This window comes from Pseudomonas sp. O230, from assembly GCF_045447035.1.
Lineage (GTDB): Bacteria > Pseudomonadota > Gammaproteobacteria > Pseudomonadales > Pseudomonadaceae > Aquipseudomonas.
This window is the reverse complement of sequence record NZ_JBJGXN010000003.1, coordinates 377,520-393,475: the sequence shown is the minus strand read 5'-3', so window position 1 is coordinate 393,475 and position 15,956 is coordinate 377,520. Positions and strand designations below refer to the sequence as shown.

At 58.9% G+C, this 15,956-nt stretch carries 13 protein-coding genes; 12 read left to right on the top strand and 1 reads right to left on the bottom strand.

Annotation, left to right across the window (positions count from 1 at the left end; genetic code table 11):
• Positions 1–41 precede the first annotated feature (41 nt).
• The gene (gene icd / locus ACI77H_RS08175; protein ID WP_027925122.1) at positions 42–1,298 is read right to left on the bottom strand and encodes an NADP-dependent isocitrate dehydrogenase; all 1,257 of its coding nucleotides are present in this window, start codon (positions 1,296–1,298) and stop codon (positions 42–44) included.
• Positions 1,299–1,792: 494 nt separating this feature from the next.
• Between icd and ACI77H_RS08170 the strand changes: the two genes are divergently transcribed.
• From ACI77H_RS08170 to nuoC, 12 genes are all read left to right on the top strand, one after another.
• A complete protein-coding gene (locus tag ACI77H_RS08170) occupies positions 1,793–4,018 on the top strand; it encodes an NADP-dependent isocitrate dehydrogenase (RefSeq protein ID WP_407011390.1) in 2,226 nt (741 codons plus the stop codon).
• A gap of 212 nt (positions 4,019–4,230) precedes the next feature.
• Positions 4,231–4,677, top strand: a complete 447-nt coding sequence (locus tag ACI77H_RS08165) for an NUDIX hydrolase (protein WP_407011389.1) — start codon at positions 4,231–4,233, stop codon at positions 4,675–4,677.
• A 59-nt stretch (positions 4,678–4,736) separates the two neighbouring features.
• Positions 4,737–5,861, top strand: coding sequence for a tRNA 2-thiouridine(34) synthase MnmA (gene mnmA, locus ACI77H_RS08160; RefSeq protein ID WP_407011388.1), 1,125 nt, complete (start codon positions 4,737–4,739; stop codon positions 5,859–5,861).
• Positions 5,858–6,481 (top strand): high frequency lysogenization protein HflD, encoded by a 624-nt coding sequence (hflD, locus tag ACI77H_RS08155; protein WP_407011387.1) that lies wholly within the window; start codon positions 5,858–5,860, stop codon positions 6,479–6,481. Before mnmA ends, hflD begins: the two co-directional genes overlap by 4 nt.
• 127 nt (positions 6,482–6,608) lie before the next feature.
• Positions 6,609–7,979, top strand: coding sequence for an adenylosuccinate lyase (gene purB / locus ACI77H_RS08150; RefSeq protein WP_407011386.1), 1,371 nt, complete (start codon positions 6,609–6,611; stop codon positions 7,977–7,979).
• 86 nt (positions 7,980–8,065) lie between these two features.
• Positions 8,066–9,235, top strand: a complete 1,170-nt coding sequence (locus ACI77H_RS08145; protein ID WP_407011385.1) for a JmjC domain-containing protein — start codon at positions 8,066–8,068, stop codon at positions 9,233–9,235.
• Entirely contained in the window at positions 9,228–9,653 is a 426-nt protein-coding gene (locus tag ACI77H_RS08140) for a GNAT family N-acetyltransferase (protein ID WP_407011384.1), read from the top strand. The genes ACI77H_RS08145 and ACI77H_RS08140 overlap by 8 nt, the downstream gene beginning before the upstream one ends.
• Before the next feature lie 159 nt (positions 9,654–9,812).
• Positions 9,813–10,574 carry a secretin N-terminal domain-containing protein gene (locus tag ACI77H_RS08135; RefSeq protein ID WP_407011383.1) on the top strand — a complete coding sequence of 254 codons (762 nt, stop codon included), beginning with the start codon at positions 9,813–9,815 and terminating at the stop codon, positions 10,572–10,574.
• Between the two features lie 476 nt (positions 10,575–11,050).
• Positions 11,051–12,376, top strand: a complete 1,326-nt coding sequence (gene aceA / locus ACI77H_RS08130) for an isocitrate lyase (RefSeq protein WP_008032724.1) — start codon at positions 11,051–11,053, stop codon at positions 12,374–12,376.
• Between the two features lie 623 nt (positions 12,377–12,999).
• Complete coding sequence (locus ACI77H_RS08125; protein WP_003223812.1) at positions 13,000–13,413, top strand: NADH-quinone oxidoreductase subunit A; 414 nt, start codon at positions 13,000–13,002, stop codon at positions 13,411–13,413.
• Between the two features lie 10 nt (positions 13,414–13,423).
• Positions 13,424–14,098, top strand: a complete 675-nt coding sequence (locus ACI77H_RS08120) for an NADH-quinone oxidoreductase subunit B family protein (protein WP_008146035.1) — start codon at positions 13,424–13,426, stop codon at positions 14,096–14,098.
• Positions 14,099–14,170: 72 nt separating this feature from the next.
• Positions 14,171–15,955, top strand: coding sequence for an NADH-quinone oxidoreductase subunit C/D (gene nuoC, locus ACI77H_RS08115; RefSeq protein WP_407011382.1), 1,785 nt, complete (start codon positions 14,171–14,173; stop codon positions 15,953–15,955).
• The last annotated feature ends 1 nt before the right edge of the window (position 15,956 follow it).

The window sequence follows — 15,956 nt, the reverse complement described above, 5'->3', positions numbered from 1 at the left end:
TAAAAAAACCGCCCGAAGGCGGTTTTTTTGTTCCGATTCGCTTACATGTGCGAAATCAGTGCATCACCAAACCCGGAAGAAGACACCAATTTGGCACCATCCATCAGACGTTCGAAGTCATAGGTCACGGTTTTCGCGGAGATCGCGCCGTTGGTGCCCTTGATGATCAGATCGGCCGCTTCGGTCCAGCCCATGTGACGCAGCATCATCTCGGCGGAAAGAATCAGCGAACCCGGGTTGACCTGGTCCTTGCCGGCGTACTTCGGCGCAGTACCGTGGGTTGCTTCGAACATGGCGATAGTGTCGGACAGGTTGGCACCTGGCGCGATACCGATACCGCCCACTTCCGCCGCCAGGGCGTCGGAGAGGTAGTCGCCGTTCAGGTTCAGGGTCGCGATCACATCGTATTCGGCCGGGCGCAGCAGGATCTGCTGGAGCATGGCGTCGGCGATGGCATCCTTGACGATGACGTTCTTGCCGGTTTTCGGGTTTTTGAACTGCATCCACGGACCGCCGTCGAGCAGGGTCGCGCCGAACTCTTCAGCCGCCACTTCGTAGGCCCATTCCTTGAAGGCACCTTCGGTGAACTTCATGATGTTGCCTTTGTGCACGATGGTCAGCGAATCGCGGTCGTTGTCGACCACATATTGCAGGGCCTTGCGCGCCAGACGCTTGGTGCCTTGCAGCGAAACCGGCTTGATGCCGATACCGCAGTTTTCGTCGAAACGGATCTTGGTGACGCCCATTTCATCTTTCAGGAACTTGATGACCTTGGTCGCTTCCGGCGAACCGGCTTTCCACTCGATACCGGCGTAAATGTCTTCCGAGTTCTCACGGAAGATCGTCATGTCGACGTCGCCTGGCTTCTTGACCGGGCTAGGCACACCTTCGAACCAGCGCACCGGGCGCAGGCAGACGTAAAGGTCGAGTTGCTGACGCAGGGCCACGTTCAGCGAGCGGATGCCGCCGCCGACCGGGGTGGTCAGAGGGCCCTTGATGGAAACCACGTAATCCTTGACTGCGTCCAGGGTTTCCTGAGGTAGCCAGGTGTCCTGATCGTAAACCTGAGTCGCTTTTTCCCCGGCGTAGACTTCCATCCAGGAAATTTTGCGCTCGCCGCCGTAAGCCTTCTTAACAGCAGCATCGACAACCTTGATCATGACCGGGCTGATATCAACACCAATACCATCGCCTTCGATGAAGGGGATGATCGGGTTGTTAGGAACATTGAGAGAATGGTCCGCGTTGACGGTGATTTTGTCGCCGACTGCTGGAACCTGAATCTTCTTGTATCCCATGCTGAACTCCATTGTTTGGATTGAACATCTGGCTTCGTTCGAGCGTACCCCAGTTAAATCGGCGCGCAAACCCTATGTTCCACCCATCTGCCGCAAAGGTGTGCAGTTCGCGATCTACAAGCCTGAAAGCAAAGGGAAAAGCGCCAAACTCAAGCACGGTGCAAGACTCTACGCCCCACACTCCCCTGCGACCTTTAGACCAATGGACGATATTCGTTGCGTATGAACCATCGGCAGATTGCCAGCTACCTATGTATAATGCCGCCCGCTGACCACAGAGTCACGACGGCCGACCTCTCTATTACGAGACTTTGAGCCTGAAAAAGCAGGACTGTTACCGCAGTCCACCCGCTTGCCGCTCGACTGATGCACCCAACATCACCGCGCACAAACCTCGACATTCGGCTCATGGATGACTTTGAAAGAACGCGCTTACCCGGCGCCCCTCGAGTTTCTGCGCACGCTTTAGCAAAGAAGAGAGAGTTAATCCGAATATGCCCACCCGCTCGAAGATCATCTATACCTTCACCGACGAAGCTCCCGCCCTCGCCACCTATTCACTGTTGCCTATCGTAGAGGCGTTCACCGCCTCGGCTGATATCGCCGTTGAAACCCGCGATATCTCTCTTGCAGGGCGCATCCTGGCCAGCTTCCCCGAGCAATTGGGTGAAAAAGCCGTAGCCGACCACCTCGCCGAACTGGGCGACCTGGCCGTTACGCCTGAAGCCAACATCATCAAGCTGCCGAACATCAGCGCCTCCGTTCCGCAACTGCAAGCCGCGATCAAAGAACTGCAAGCCCAGGGCTTCGCACTGCCGGACTACCCGGAAACCGTGACCAGCGACGCCGACAAGCTCGCCAAGTCGCGTTACGACAAGATCAAGGGCAGCGCCGTGAACCCGGTGCTGCGCGAAGGCAACTCTGATCGTCGTGCACCGCTGTCGGTCAAGAACTATGCGCGCAAGCACCCGCACAAAATGGGCGCCTGGGCTGCGGACTCCAAGTCCCACGTCGCGCACATGAGCACCGGCGATTTCTACGGCAGCGAAAAAGCTGCCCTGATCGACGCCGCTGACGCCGTCAAAATCGAACTGATCGCTCAAGACGGCACCACCACCGTCCTGAAAGAAAAGACCACCGTGCAAGCCGGTGAGATCCTCGATTGCGCGGTACTGAGCAAAAACGCCCTGCGCAGCTTCATCGCTGCCGAGATCGAAGACGCCAAAGCCAAAGGCGTGCTGCTGTCGGTTCACTTGAAAGCCACCATGATGAAGGTCTCCGACCCGATCATGTTCGGCCAGATCGTTGCCGAGTTCTATAAAGACGCACTGACCAAGCACGCTGACGTGCTGGCGCAGATCGGCTTCAACCTGAACAACGGCATCGGCGATCTGTACGCTCGTATCAAGGCTTTGCCGGCCGAGCAACAAGCCCAGATCGAAGCGGACATCCAGGCGGTCTACGCCGTTCGTCCGTCGTTGGCCATGGTCAACTCCGACAAAGGCATCACCAACCTGCACGTGCCAAGCGACGTGATCGTCGACGCCTCGATGCCGGCGATGATCCGTGACTCCGGCAAAATGTGGGGCACTGACGGCCAGTTGCACGACACCAAGGCTGTGATCCCGGATCGCTGCTACGCCACCATCTACCAGGCCGTCATCGAAGACTGCAAGGTAAACGGCGCTTTCGACCCAACCACCATGGGCAGCGTGCCAAACGTTGGCCTGATGGCGAAAAAAGCCGAAGAGTACGGTTCGCACGACAAGACGTTCCAGATCAAGGCCACCGGTGTTGTTCGCGTCACCGACAGCAAAGGCGCCCTGCTGCTGGAACAGTCGGTTGAAGCCGGCGACATCTTCCGCATGTGCCAGACCAAAGACGCGCCGATCCAGGATTGGGTCAAACTGGCCGTCAACCGCGCCCGCGCAAGCAGCACTCCAGCGATTTTCTGGCTGGACCCAATGCGCGCTCACGACGGCGTAGTGATCGAGAAAGTTCAGGCTTACCTGAAGGATCACGATACGGCGGGCCTGGATATCCGCATCATGTCGCCTGTCGACGCGATGGTGTTCACCCTGGGTCGCACTCGCGAAGGCAAGGACACCATCTCGGTGACCGGCAACGTACTGCGCGACTACCTGACTGACCTGTTCCCGATCATGGAACTGGGCACCAGCGCCAAGATGCTGTCGATCGTGCCGCTGATGAACGGCGGCGGCTTGTTCGAAACCGGCGCCGGCGGTTCGGCACCGAAGCACGTTCAGCAACTGCTGGAAGAAAACTTCCTGCGCTGGGATTCCCTGGGCGAGTTCCTGGCCCTGGCCGCTTCCCTTGAGCACCTGGGTGTTACCTACAACAACCCTAAAGCGCTGGTGTTGGCCAAGACCCTGGACCAGGCCACTGGCCAGTTCCTGGACAACAACAAGTCGCCATCGCGCAAAGTCGGCAACATCGACAACCGCGGCAGCCACTTCTACCTGGCGCTGTACTGGGCTCAGGCCCTGGCCGCCCAGACTGAAGACACTGCACTGCAAGCGCAGTTTGGCCAGCTGGCCAAGACCCTGGCCGAGAACGAAGCGAACATCGTCGCCGAGCTTAACGCCGTTCAGGGCAAGCCAGTGGACATCGGCGGTTACTACCACGCCAATGCCGAGCTGATCAGCAAGGCCATGCGCCCGAGCAACACCTTCAACGCCGCGATCGCTGCGCTGGTTTAAGGTTGTAAGGGAACATCACAAGCCCCGGCCCCGTGCCGGGGTTTGTGTTTGTGGCACACATTCAAATGTAAACACTGGACCAAAGTGGGAGCGGGCTTGCTCGCGAATGCGGTTTATCATTCAACATCTCTGGCGACTGCCCCACCGCATTCGCGAGCAAGCCCGCTCCCACAGGGTTAAGCGTTCCACCATTCAAAATTTGAGGAAGCTTTATGGATTGGCTACCCCACATCACCGTCGCCACCATCGTCGAAGACAACGGCCGCTTCCTGATGGTCGAAGAATCCAAGGGCGGACGAGCGGTGCTCAACCAGCCCGCCGGCCATCTGGACCCGGACGAAACCCTGATCGAAGCCGCCGTTCGCGAAACCCTCGAAGAAACCGGCTGGGACGTCGAGCCGACCGGCGTGGTGGGGATTTACCTCTACACCGCCCCGAGCAACGGCGTGACGTACCAGCGGGTCTGCTTCATCGCCAAAGCGCTGAAACATCACCCCGACTATCAACTGGACGACGGCATTCTCGGCGCCAAGTGGTTGACCCGTGACGAATTACTGGCACAGCGCGCAAACTGGCGCAGTGAGCTGATCATCCGCTGTATCGATGATTATCTGGACGGCAAACGCTTCAGTCTCGAACTGATCCGCCCTTCTCTTTAGCCTTGCGGGCTTCGGCCTGTTAGAATCGCGTCCTTTTTCAAGACACTCATTGAATCCCTATGCGTGATCCAGCCCCTTCTGACACACAAAAGAAGCGCGTCATTGTCGGCATGTCCGGCGGCGTGGACTCTTCCGTTTCCGCTCTCCTGCTGATCGAGCAGGGTTATGAGGTGGAAGGCCTGTTCATGAAGAACTGGGAAGAAGACGATGGAACGGAATACTGCACCGCCATGGACGACCTGGCGGATGCGCAGGCCGTGTGCGACAAGATTGGCATCAAGCTGCACACCGCCAACTTCGCCGCCGAGTACTGGGACAACGTGTTCGAGCACTTTCTGGCCGAATACAAGGCCGGCCGCACGCCGAACCCGGACATCCTGTGCAACCGCGAGATCAAGTTCAAGGCGTTCCTCGACTACGCCATGATCCTCGGCGCCGACCTGATCGCCACCGGCCACTATGTGCGCCGCCGCGACATCGATGGCCGCACCGAGTTGCTCAAGGGCCTGGACGCGAACAAAGACCAGAGCTACTTCCTGCACGCCGTGGGCGGCGAACAGATCGCCAAGACCCTGTTCCCGGTCGGCGAGCTGGAAAAGCCTGAAGTACGCGCGATTGCCGAGAAATACGAGCTGGCGACCGCCAAGAAAAAGGACTCTACCGGTATCTGCTTTATCGGCGAACGCCGCTTCAGCGACTTCCTCAAGCAATACCTGCCGGCGCAGCCAGGCGAGATCAAGACCACCGAAGGCGAAGTCATCGGTCGTCACCACGGCTTGATGTACCACACCATCGGCCAGCGCCAGGGCTTGGGCATCGGCGGCTTGAAAGACGCCAGTGACGAGCCGTGGTACGTGCTGATCAAGGATCTGGTCAACAACGAGCTGATCGTTGGCCAGGGCAATGACCACCCTTACCTGTTCTCCCGCGCCCTGCACGCCTCGGACATCTATTGGGTCAATCCGATCGACCTGAGCGAGCCGCGCAAGCTGACCGCCAAGGTCCGTTACCGCCAAAGCGACCAGCCGTGCACGCTGGAGAAAACCGCTACCGGCTACCGCGCCACCTTCGATGACCCGCAACGCGCGGTCACCCCAGGCCAATCCGTGGTGTTTTATGACGGTGAAATCTGCCTCGGCGGCGGCGTGATTGAAATTGCCGAGCCGTGGAGCAGCCAGGCATGAGCCCCATTCAGGAGCAACTGACGGCCCTTGGCGGCGTGTTTCTCGCCGCCGTGCTGGTCGACAAGATCGCCAAGAGTGGCCAGACCAGCGAAGCCGGCCTGACCTGCATGCTCGGCAGCCTGCTGATCCGCGACCCCAAGGACACCCTGGAAGTCTACGGCGGCGACGACATCAATCTGCGCGAGGGTTATCGCGCATTGATCGGCGCCCTGGAACGCGACCCGAGCACCTTGCAGCGCGAACCGCTGCGTTATGCCTTGGCGATGCTCGGTCTTGAGCGACAACTGGCCAAGCGCGACGACATGCTCGACGCGATCGGCAAGCGCTTGCCGCAGATTCAGTCCCAGGTCGAACACTTCGGCCCGGCGCACGAAAACGTGATCGCGGCATGCGGTGCGCTGTACCAGGACACCCTGAGCACCCTGCGCCAACGGATCCAGGTCCACGGCGACATGCGCAACCTGCAGCAACCGAGCAACGCCTCGAAGATCCGCGCCCTGTTGCTGGCCGGGATTCGTTCGGCGCGGCTGTGGCGGCAGTTGGGCGGTCATCGCTGGCAGTTGGTGATCAGCCGGCGCAAGTTGCTTAAAGAGCTTTACCCGCTGATGCGCAGCAGCTGAACCGCGCCCGCAACTCCGTTTTGTAGTCAGTAACGCGTAGTACGCCGGTCAGTTGGCAACGGACCGGTGGAATTTTTCATGTATGATACGCGCCCCATTTCGTTGCCCGACTGTCCGAGAACACCCCATGCAGCTTTCTTCGCTCACTGCGGTTTCCCCTGTTGACGGCCGCTACGCCGGCAAAACCCAGGCCCTGCGCCCAATTTTCAGTGAGTACGGCCTGATCCGTGCTCGCGTTCTGGTTGAAGTGCGCTGGCTCCAGCGTCTGGCCGCTCACCCAGGCATCAGCGAAGTGCCGGCGTTCTCCGCCGAAGCCAACGCGGTGCTGAACACCCTGGCGGACAACTTCGCTCTGGAGCACGCCGAGCGTGTCAAAGAGATCGAGCGCACCACCAACCACGACGTCAAAGCCATCGAATACCTGCTCAAAGAGCAAGCGTCCAAGCTGCCGGAACTGGCTGCTGTCAGCGAGTTCATCCACTTCGCCTGCACCAGCGAGGACATCAACAACCTGTCCCACGCCCTGATGCTGCGCGAAGGCCGTGATGACGTGATGCTGCCACTGATGCGCCAGACCGCCGAAGCCATCCGCGAACTGGCGATCCGTTTCGCTGACGTGCCGATGCTGTCGCGCACTCACGGCCAACCGGCCTCGCCGACCACCCTGGGCAAAGAGCTGGCGAACGTGGTTTACCGTCTGGAGCGTCAAATCGCTCAAGTCGCTGCTGTTCCGCTGCTGGGCAAGATCAACGGCGCTGTCGGCAACTACAACGCACACATCTCCGCCTACCCGGAAATCGACTGGGAAGAAAACGCCCGCGCCTTCATCGAAGACGAACTGGGCCTGGGCTTCAACCCGTACACCACGCAGATCGAACCGCACGACTACATTGCCGAGCTGTTCGACGCGATCGCCCGCTTCAACACCATCCTGATCGACTTCGACCGCGACATCTGGGGCTACATTTCCCTGGGTTATTTCAAACAGCGCACCATCGCTGGCGAAATCGGTTCGTCGACCATGCCGCACAAGGTCAACCCGATCGACTTCGAAAACTCCGAAGGCAACCTGGGTATCGCCAACGCACTGTTCCAGCACCTGGCGAGCAAATTGCCGATCTCCCGCTGGCAGCGCGACCTGACCGACTCCACCGTATTGCGCAACCTCGGTGTCGGCTTCGCCCACAGCGTGATCGCGTACGAAGCCAGCCTCAAAGGCATCAGCAAACTGGAGCTCAACGCACAGAAAATCGCTGCTGACCTCGACGCTTGCTGGGAAGTCCTGGCCGAGCCGATCCAGACCGTGATGCGTCGCTACAACATCGAAAACCCGTACGAGAAGCTGAAAGAGCTGACCCGCGGCAAGGGCATCAGCCCTGAAGCACTGCAAACTTTCATCGACGGGCTGGACATGCCTGCCGCCGCCAAGGCCGAGCTGAAATTGCTGACCCCGGCGAACTACATTGGCAACGCTGTAGCGCAAGCCAAACGCATCTGATCGACCGTTGTACCCGTTTGAGACGCCCGGCAGCGCCGGGCGTTTTTATTCCCGTCTGAAAAGTGCATTTTTTCAATAGGTTACACATGAATCCTGACATTCCTCTTCAACTTCTGGGCGGCATCACGGCGCGCGAATTCCTGCGTGACTACTGGCAGAAAAAACCCCTGCTGATCCGCCAGGCGATCCCTGATTTCGAAAGCCCGATTGAGCCCGACGAACTGGCCGGCTTGGCGCTGGAAGAAGAAGTTGAATCGCGCCTGGTGATCGAGCATGGCGAGCGCCCATGGGAAATGCGCCGTGGCCCGTTTGCCGAAGACGAATTCAGCAAACTGCCGGAAACCGAGTGGACCCTGCTGGTGCAAGCGGTTGACCAATTCGTGCCAGAAGTCGGCGAACTGCTGGAAAACTTCCGCTTCCTGCCAAGCTGGCGCGTCGACGACGTGATGATCAGCTTCGCCGCCCCGGGTGGCAGCGTCGGCCCGCACTTCGATAACTACGATGTGTTCCTGCTGCAAGGTCACGGCAAGCGCAACTGGAAAATCGGCCAAATGTGCGATTCCGAGAGCAAGCTGCTGCCCCACGCGGACCTGCGCATCCTCGCCGACTTCGAAGCCACCGATGAGTGGGTTCTGGAGCCGGGTGACATGCTCTACCTGCCGCCGCGCCTGGCCCATTGCGGCGTTGCGGTGGATGACTGCATGACCTACTCGGTCGGCTTCCGCGCCCCGAGCGCCTCTGAAGTGCTGACACACTTCACCGACTTCCTCAGCCAATTCCTGACCGACGAAGAGCGCTACACCGATGCCGACGCCCTGCCGGCGGTCGATCCGCACCAGATTCAGCACGATGCCCTTGATCGCCTGAAAGCGTTGCTGGCTGAGCACATGAGCGACGAGCGCCTGCTGCTGACCTGGTTCGGCCAGTACATGACCGAGCCGCGCTACCCGGAACTGGTGGTCGGCCCGGAAGAAGTCGAAGAAGAAGACTTCCTCGCCAGCCTGGAACAAGGCGCCGTGCTGATCCGCAACCCGAGCGCGCGCATGGCCTGGTCCGAAGTCGATGACGACCTGCTGCTGTTCGCCAGCGGCCAGAGCCGTTACCTGCCGGGCAAACTGCGCGAACTGCTGAAGCTGATCTGCGCCGCCGACGCCCTGCACACCGACAACCTCGGTGACTGGCTGAACGACGAAGACGGCCGCGGCCTGCTGTGCGAGCTGGTCAAACAGGGAAGCCTGGGGTTTGCTGATGAATAAAATCCACGTTCGTGTCGCAGACTGGCAGAAGGATATCGCCGAGATACGGCGCATTCGTGAGACGGTGTTCATCGCCGAGCAATCTGTTCCGCCAGAACTGGAATGGGATGCCGATGACGCCACAGCGGTGCATTTCCTCGCTTTCGAAGGCGACTTTCCGATTGGCACCGCCCGCCTGCTGCCTGATGGTCACATCGGCCGGGTGTCGGTGCTCAAGGACTGGCGCGGCTTGAAAGTCGGCGATGCGCTGATGCAAGCGGTGATCTTTGAAGCCGAGAAGCGCGGATTGCAGCAGCAGATGCTGAGCGCGCAGGTGCAGGCCACGGCGTTCTATGAGCGTTTGGGCTTTAGCCTGGTCAGTGAGGAGTTCCTGGAAGCAGGGATTCCGCACGTGGACATGGTTCGGCATTCGGCTTGAGACCCTGCACTGATCGTTCCCACGCTCTGCGTGGGAACGATCACAAAACGCCCCGCTGTCTTCGGATGCCGGGGCGTTTTGCTGTCTACGATTCAACTTGCCCCACCCCGGGCCGACAAACTGGCAATATCAAGCCTTTCGAAAGCGGAGATAACGGACATGTCCCTACGCACCCTGCTCACCACGCTGCTGCTGACCGGTAGTTTTTCGGTCATGGCCGCCACCGAGATCGTGCCGTTGAATTACCACACCAGTGCCGACATGCTGCCGATGGCACAGGACTTCATCGGCAAGGACGGCCAGGTCAGCGCCTATGGCAACCAACTGATCGTCAATGCAGATCAGCGCAAGATCGACGAACTTAAAGCCCTTATCGCCCAACTCGACACCCAGCCAAAACGCCTGTTGATCACCGTCGACACCAACGAAAACAACTTCCAGGGCGATCAGGGTTACTCGGTGAACGGCGCGAAACCCGGCCAGACCCGAATCATCAATCGCAACACCGAAAGTCGCGACGGCGGCATTCAGCAAGTCCAGGCCAGTGAAGGTGCACCAGCGCTGATCCAGGTGGGCCAGAGCGTGCCGTTGACCAGCACGCAATCCGATGCCTACGGCGATCTGCGCAGCCAGACCGAATACCGCAATGTCACCCAGGGTTTCTATGTGACCGCCAGCGTCACCGGCGACATCGTTCATCTGTCGATCAGCACCAACCGTGACCGCATGAGCCAGGAACGTCCCGATGTAGTGAACGTGCAAAGTACCGACACAACCGTCACCGGCCGTCTCGGCGAATGGATCACCCTGGCCGGCGTGAATCGCCAGACTCAAGCCGACAAACAGGGCCTGACCCGCAGCTACTCGACTCAGGGCCGGGACGACATGACCCTGCGGGTGAAAGTCGATACTTTGGACTAAACCACCGAAAACTGACTGATTAGTCGTATTAGACCAAAGATGTAGTGCTTAAAAAAAAGCACTACAAAACGTTTGACGATCGAAAAAAGCAAAGGCATGATGGCCTCGCTCCCGCTAATCAGGGGCCCTGGCAAGGGCCTTCGAGGCGATGCTCGCATCTACCCCGCGAGCCGCTTCGTGTCTGTACCGCCCACAAGGTGTGTTTGACGAGGTTGCCGACTGGAACGAAGTTGTCCCGAGGGACGGAAGCGTATTTAGGTAAACCCGGCATCACACTGAAGTTCGTATAAAGGCCCACGACGCCCGAATGCGCTCGCCAGTTCGCCCTTACCTGCTCACTTCCCCTCGAGCCCATCGTTCATCCTGTCGCCAACCCCGCCGAATCCGACTTGACCATCTAAGCTTCTGGTCTGCGAGCGCATGAATTTTTCACCGCAGAACAACTTTCCGTAAAAGACGCGACGAGGTTTATCTCCATGGCACTGACACGCGAACAGCAAATTGCAGCCCTCGAAAAAGACTGGGCTGAAAACCCACGCTGGAAAGGCGTGACACGCGCTTACTCCGCTGCTGACGTCGTCCGCCTGCGTGGCTCGGTTCAACCTGAGCACACCTTTGCAAAACTCGGCGCCGAGAAGCTCTGGAACCTGGTGACCCAGGGCGCCAAGCCGTCCTTCCGTCCTGAGAAAGATTTCGTCAACTGCATGGGCGCCCTCACCGGCGGCCAGGCTGTGCAACAAGTCAAAGCCGGTATCCAGGCGATCTACCTGTCGGGCTGGCAGGTTGCTGCGGACAACAACTCCGCCGAATCGATGTACCCGGACCAGTCGCTGTACCCGGTGGACTCGGTTCCAACCGTGGTCAAACGCATCAACAACTCGTTCCGCCGTGCTGACCAGATCCAGTGGAAAGCCGGTAAAGGTCCGGGCGACGAAGGCTACATCGACTACTTCGCTCCAATCGTGGCTGACGCTGAAGCCGGTTTCGGCGGCGTACTGAACGCTTACGAGCTGATGAAAAGCATGATCGAAGCAGGCGCCGCCGGCGTTCACTTCGAAGACCAACTGGCTTCCGTGAAAAAATGCGGCCACATGGGCGGCAAGGTACTGGTTCCAACCCAAGAAGCTGTGCAGAAGCTGACCGCTGCTCGTCTGGCGGCTGACGTTGCTGGTACTCCGACCATCATCCTGGCCCGTACCGACGCCAACGCCGCTGATCTGCTGACTTCGGATTGCGACCCGTACGACCAGCCATTCGTGACTGGCGAACGTACCCAGGAAGGTTTCTACAAAGTGCGCGCCGGTCTCGACCAGGCCATCGCTCGCGGCCTGGCCTACGCGCCGTACGCCGACCTGATCTGGTGCGAAACCGCCAAGCCGGATCTGGACGAGGCTCGTCGCTTCGCCGAAGCGATCAAAAAGGAATACCCGGACCAACTGCTGTCGTACAACTGCTCGCCTTCCTTCAACTGGAAGAAAAACCTGGACGACGCGACCATCGCCAAGTTCCAGCGCGAACTGTCCGCCATGGGCTACAAGCACCAGTTCATCACCCTGGCCGGCATTCACAACATGTGGCACAGCATGTTCAACCTGGCGCACGACTACGCCCGCAACGACATGACTGCCTACGTGAAACTGCAAGAGCAGGAATTCGCCGACGCTGCCAAGGGTTACACCTTCGTGGCTCACCAGCAGGAAGTGGGCACCGGCTACTTCGACGACATGACCACCGTGATTCAGGGTGGCTCGTCTTCGGTTACCGCGCTGACCGGTTCGACTGAAGAAGAACAGTTCCACTGATACAGAGCAAACGGCCGTCGCGGACCGAGTAAAAAGCTAACCGCAACGTCGCACCTCTAGACGCCCCGACTGGTTCGGGGCGTTTTTTTGCCCGGGATTTATCAGCCACCACATAACCCTGTGGGAGCGGGCTTGCTCGCGAATGCGGTCGCTCATTCAGCATCACCGGCGACTGACCCACCGCATTCGCGAGCAAGCCCGCTCCCACCCAAAGCAGAACACAACATTGATCCAGAGCGGTATCACGATCAGAAATCTGCGGTAAAACGACCTCGGCTGCTACTTGCAGTAACAGCTATATAAGACAACTTTCCTGCCGCTTACCCGTTAACCAGTTTAAAAACCACCACAAATAATATTGATTATCATTTAGCCACAACTATGTTCGTTACATCCCCTACAAAACATAATTGATGAAATGACCCCTAATGCCCGAACCGCATGGGCTGCAGGCCTTTGGAGGTGCGCTATGTCCTTATTCCTATAAATAATTTCGCTATAGGAATTTTACTTGCACGGTGTTGTGCCATAAAATCAGCGGGATTGATTGCTGCGACATATCGTCACTGCTTTGTTTCTTTTTCAAGCTCAGAGACCTTTGCTCTCTGTTAAGGATTACCAGCATGCCCGAAGCGACAGGACTCATGGCCCACAACTGGGGCTTTGCCATTTTCCTTCTGGGCGTTGTCGGCCTTTGCGCCTTCATGCTCGGCGTCTCCAGCCTCCTCGGGTCAAAAGCCTGGGGCCGCAGCAAAAACGAACCGTTCGAGTCCGGCATGCTACCTACAGGTGGCGCCCGCTTGCGGCTCTCAGCCAAATTCTATCTGGTCGCGATGCTCTTCGTGATCTTCGATATCGAAGCCCTCTTTCTCTTTGCCTGGTCTGTGTCCGTCCGCGAAAGCGGCTGGACCGGATTCGTCGAAGCTCTCGTTTTCATAGCAATTCTGTTGGCAGGTCTTGTCTACCTGTTCCGAGTGGGCGCCCTTGACTGGGCTCCGGAAGCTCGTCGCAAGCGGCAGGCGAAGCTGAAACAATGAGGCTTTGGCAATGCAATACAATCTCACCAGGATCGACCCCGATGCTCCTAACGAGCAGTATCCGATTGGCGAGCGGGAAACCGTTTCCGATCCGTTAGAAGATCAAGTCCACAAAAACATCTTCATGGGCAAGCTCGAAGACGTGCTTAACGGCACGATCAACTGGGGGCGCAAGAACTCCCTGTGGCCGTATAACTTCGGTCTTTCGTGCTGCTACGTGGAAATGACCACCGCCTTCACGGCGCCCCACGACATCGCGCGCTTCGGCGCCGAGGTTATCCGGGCATCGCCGCGTCAGGCGGATTTCATGGTTATCGCCGGTACCTGCTTCATCAAGATGGCGCCGATCATTCAGCGTCTCTACGAGCAAATGCTCGAACCTAAATGGGTTATTTCCATGGGTTCGTGCGCCAACTCCGGTGGCATGTACGACATCTACTCTGTCGTTCAAGGGGTGGACAAGTTCCTGCCCGTGGACGTCTACGTGCCTGGCTGCCCGCCCCGTCCTGAAGCTTTTTTGCAAGGCTTGATGCTCTTGCAGGAGTCGATTGGACAGGAGCGTCGTCCGCTTTCCTGGGTCGTTGGCGATCAAGGCGTGTACCGCGCCGAGATGCCTTCGCAAAAGGAACAGCGCCGCGAACAGCGAATCGCAGTCACCAACCTGCGCAGCCCCGACGAAGTCTGATCCAGCCCCGCTTCTTCTATAGAACGAGACACTGGCTTCATTCTTTACGTTGACCGAAAGCGATAAATAACCATGACTACAGGCAGTGCTCTGTACATCCCGCCTTATAAGGCAGACGACCAGGATGTGGTCGTCGAACTGAATAACCGTTTTGGCCCCGAGGCGTTCACTGCCCAGGCTACCCGCACCGGCATGCCGGTGCTTTGGGTTGCCCGCGCCAAGCTCGTCGAAGTCCTGACTTTCCTGCGCAACCTGCCCAAGCCGTACGTCATGCTCTATGACCTGCACGGCGTGGACGAGCGTCTGCGCACCAAGCGTCAAGGGCTGCCAAGCGGCGCCGACTTCACTGTGTTCTATCACTTGATGTCGATCGAACGTAATAGTGACGTGATGATCAAGGTCGCCTTATCCGAGAGCGACCTCAGCGTACCGACCGTGACCGGTCTTTGGCCAAACGCCAACTGGTACGAGCGTGAAGTCTGGGACATGTACGGCATCGACTTTGCCGGCCACCCGCACCTGACCCGCATCATGATGCCGCCGACCTGGGAAGGTCACCCGCTGCGCAAGGACTTCCCGGCCCGCGCCACCGAGTTCGACCCGTTCACCCTGAACCTGGCCAAGCAACAGCTTGAGGAAGAAGCCGCGCGCTTCAAGCCTGAAGACTGGGGCATGAAGCGGTCCGGTGCGAACGAGGACTACATGTTCCTCAACCTCGGCCCGAACCACCCTTCCGCGCACGGTGCGTTCCGCATCATCCTGCAGCTGGACGGTGAAGAGATCGTCGATTGCGTGCCGGACGTTGGCTACCACCACCGTGGTGCCGAGAAGATGGCCGAGCGTCAGTCCTGGCACAGCTTCATCCCGTACACCGACCGTATCGACTACCTCGGCGGCGTGATGAACAACCTGCCGTACGTGCTCTCGGTCGAGAAGCTCGCTGGCATCAAGGTGCCCGAGAAGGTCGATGTCATCCGCATCATGATGGCCGAGTTCTTCCGGATCACCAGCCACCTGCTGTTCCTGGGGACTTACATCCAGGACGTCGGCGCCATGACCCCGGTGTTCTTCACCTTCACCGACCGCCAGAAGGCGTACACGGTGATCGAAGCCATCACCGGTTTCCGTCTGCACCCAGCCTGGTACCGCATTGGTGGCGTCGCGCACGACCTGCCACGCGGCTGGGAAAAACTGGTGAAAGACTTCGTCGAGTGGATGCCAAAGCGTCTGGACGAATACCAGAAAGCCGCACTGGACAACAGCATCCTCAAAGGCCGGACCATCGGCGTCGCTGCCTACAACACCAAAGAGGCCTTCGAATGGGGCGTCACCGGTGCAGGCCTGCGTTCGACCGGTTGCGACTTCGACCTGCGTAAAGCCCGCCCGTACTCCGGGTACGAGAACTTCGAATTCGAAGTGCCACTGGCCGCCAATGGCGATGCCTACGATCGTTGCATCGTACGTGTCGAAGAAATGCGCCAGAGCATCAAGATCATCGAGCAGTGCATGCGCAACATGCCGGAAGGCCCGTACAAGGCGGATCACCCGCTGACCACGCCGCCGCCGAAAGAACGCACCCTGCAGCACATCGAGACCTTGATCACGCACTTCCTGCAAGTTTCGTGGGGCCCGGTCATGCCGGCCAACGAATCCTTCCAGATGATCGAAGCGACCAAGGGCATCAACAGTTATTACCTGACGAGCGATGGCGGCACCATGAGCTACCGCACCCGGATTCGTACCCCAAGCTTCCCGCACTTGCAGCAGATCCCTTCGGTGATCAAAGGCAGCATGGTCGCGGACTTGATCGCGTACCTGGGTAGTATCGATTTCGTTATGGCCGACGTGGACCGCTAAG

What these genes read in the sequence shown, in the direction of transcription:
- icd (WP_027925122.1), bottom strand. Translation starts at nt 1,298, where the DNA reads ATGGGATACAAGAAGATTCAGGTTCCAGCAGTCGGCGACAAAATCACC.
- ACI77H_RS08170 (WP_407011390.1), top strand. Translation starts at nt 1,793, where the DNA reads ATGCCCACCCGCTCGAAGATCATCTATACCTTCACCGACGAAGCTCCC.
- ACI77H_RS08165 (WP_407011389.1), top strand. Translation starts at nt 4,231, where the DNA reads ATGGATTGGCTACCCCACATCACCGTCGCCACCATCGTCGAAGACAAC.
- mnmA (WP_407011388.1), top strand. Translation starts at nt 4,737, where the DNA reads ATGCGTGATCCAGCCCCTTCTGACACACAAAAGAAGCGCGTCATTGTC.
- hflD (WP_407011387.1), top strand. Translation starts at nt 5,858, where the DNA reads ATGAGCCCCATTCAGGAGCAACTGACGGCCCTTGGCGGCGTGTTTCTC.
- purB (WP_407011386.1), top strand. Translation starts at nt 6,609, where the DNA reads ATGCAGCTTTCTTCGCTCACTGCGGTTTCCCCTGTTGACGGCCGCTAC.
- ACI77H_RS08145 (WP_407011385.1), top strand. Translation starts at nt 8,066, where the DNA reads ATGAATCCTGACATTCCTCTTCAACTTCTGGGCGGCATCACGGCGCGC.
- ACI77H_RS08140 (WP_407011384.1), top strand. Translation starts at nt 9,228, where the DNA reads ATGAATAAAATCCACGTTCGTGTCGCAGACTGGCAGAAGGATATCGCC.
- ACI77H_RS08135 (WP_407011383.1), top strand. Translation starts at nt 9,813, where the DNA reads ATGTCCCTACGCACCCTGCTCACCACGCTGCTGCTGACCGGTAGTTTT.
- aceA (WP_008032724.1), top strand. Translation starts at nt 11,051, where the DNA reads ATGGCACTGACACGCGAACAGCAAATTGCAGCCCTCGAAAAAGACTGG.
- ACI77H_RS08125 (WP_003223812.1), top strand. Translation starts at nt 13,000, where the DNA reads ATGCCCGAAGCGACAGGACTCATGGCCCACAACTGGGGCTTTGCCATT.
- ACI77H_RS08120 (WP_008146035.1), top strand. Translation starts at nt 13,424, where the DNA reads ATGCAATACAATCTCACCAGGATCGACCCCGATGCTCCTAACGAGCAG.
- nuoC (WP_407011382.1), top strand. Translation starts at nt 14,171, where the DNA reads ATGACTACAGGCAGTGCTCTGTACATCCCGCCTTATAAGGCAGACGAC.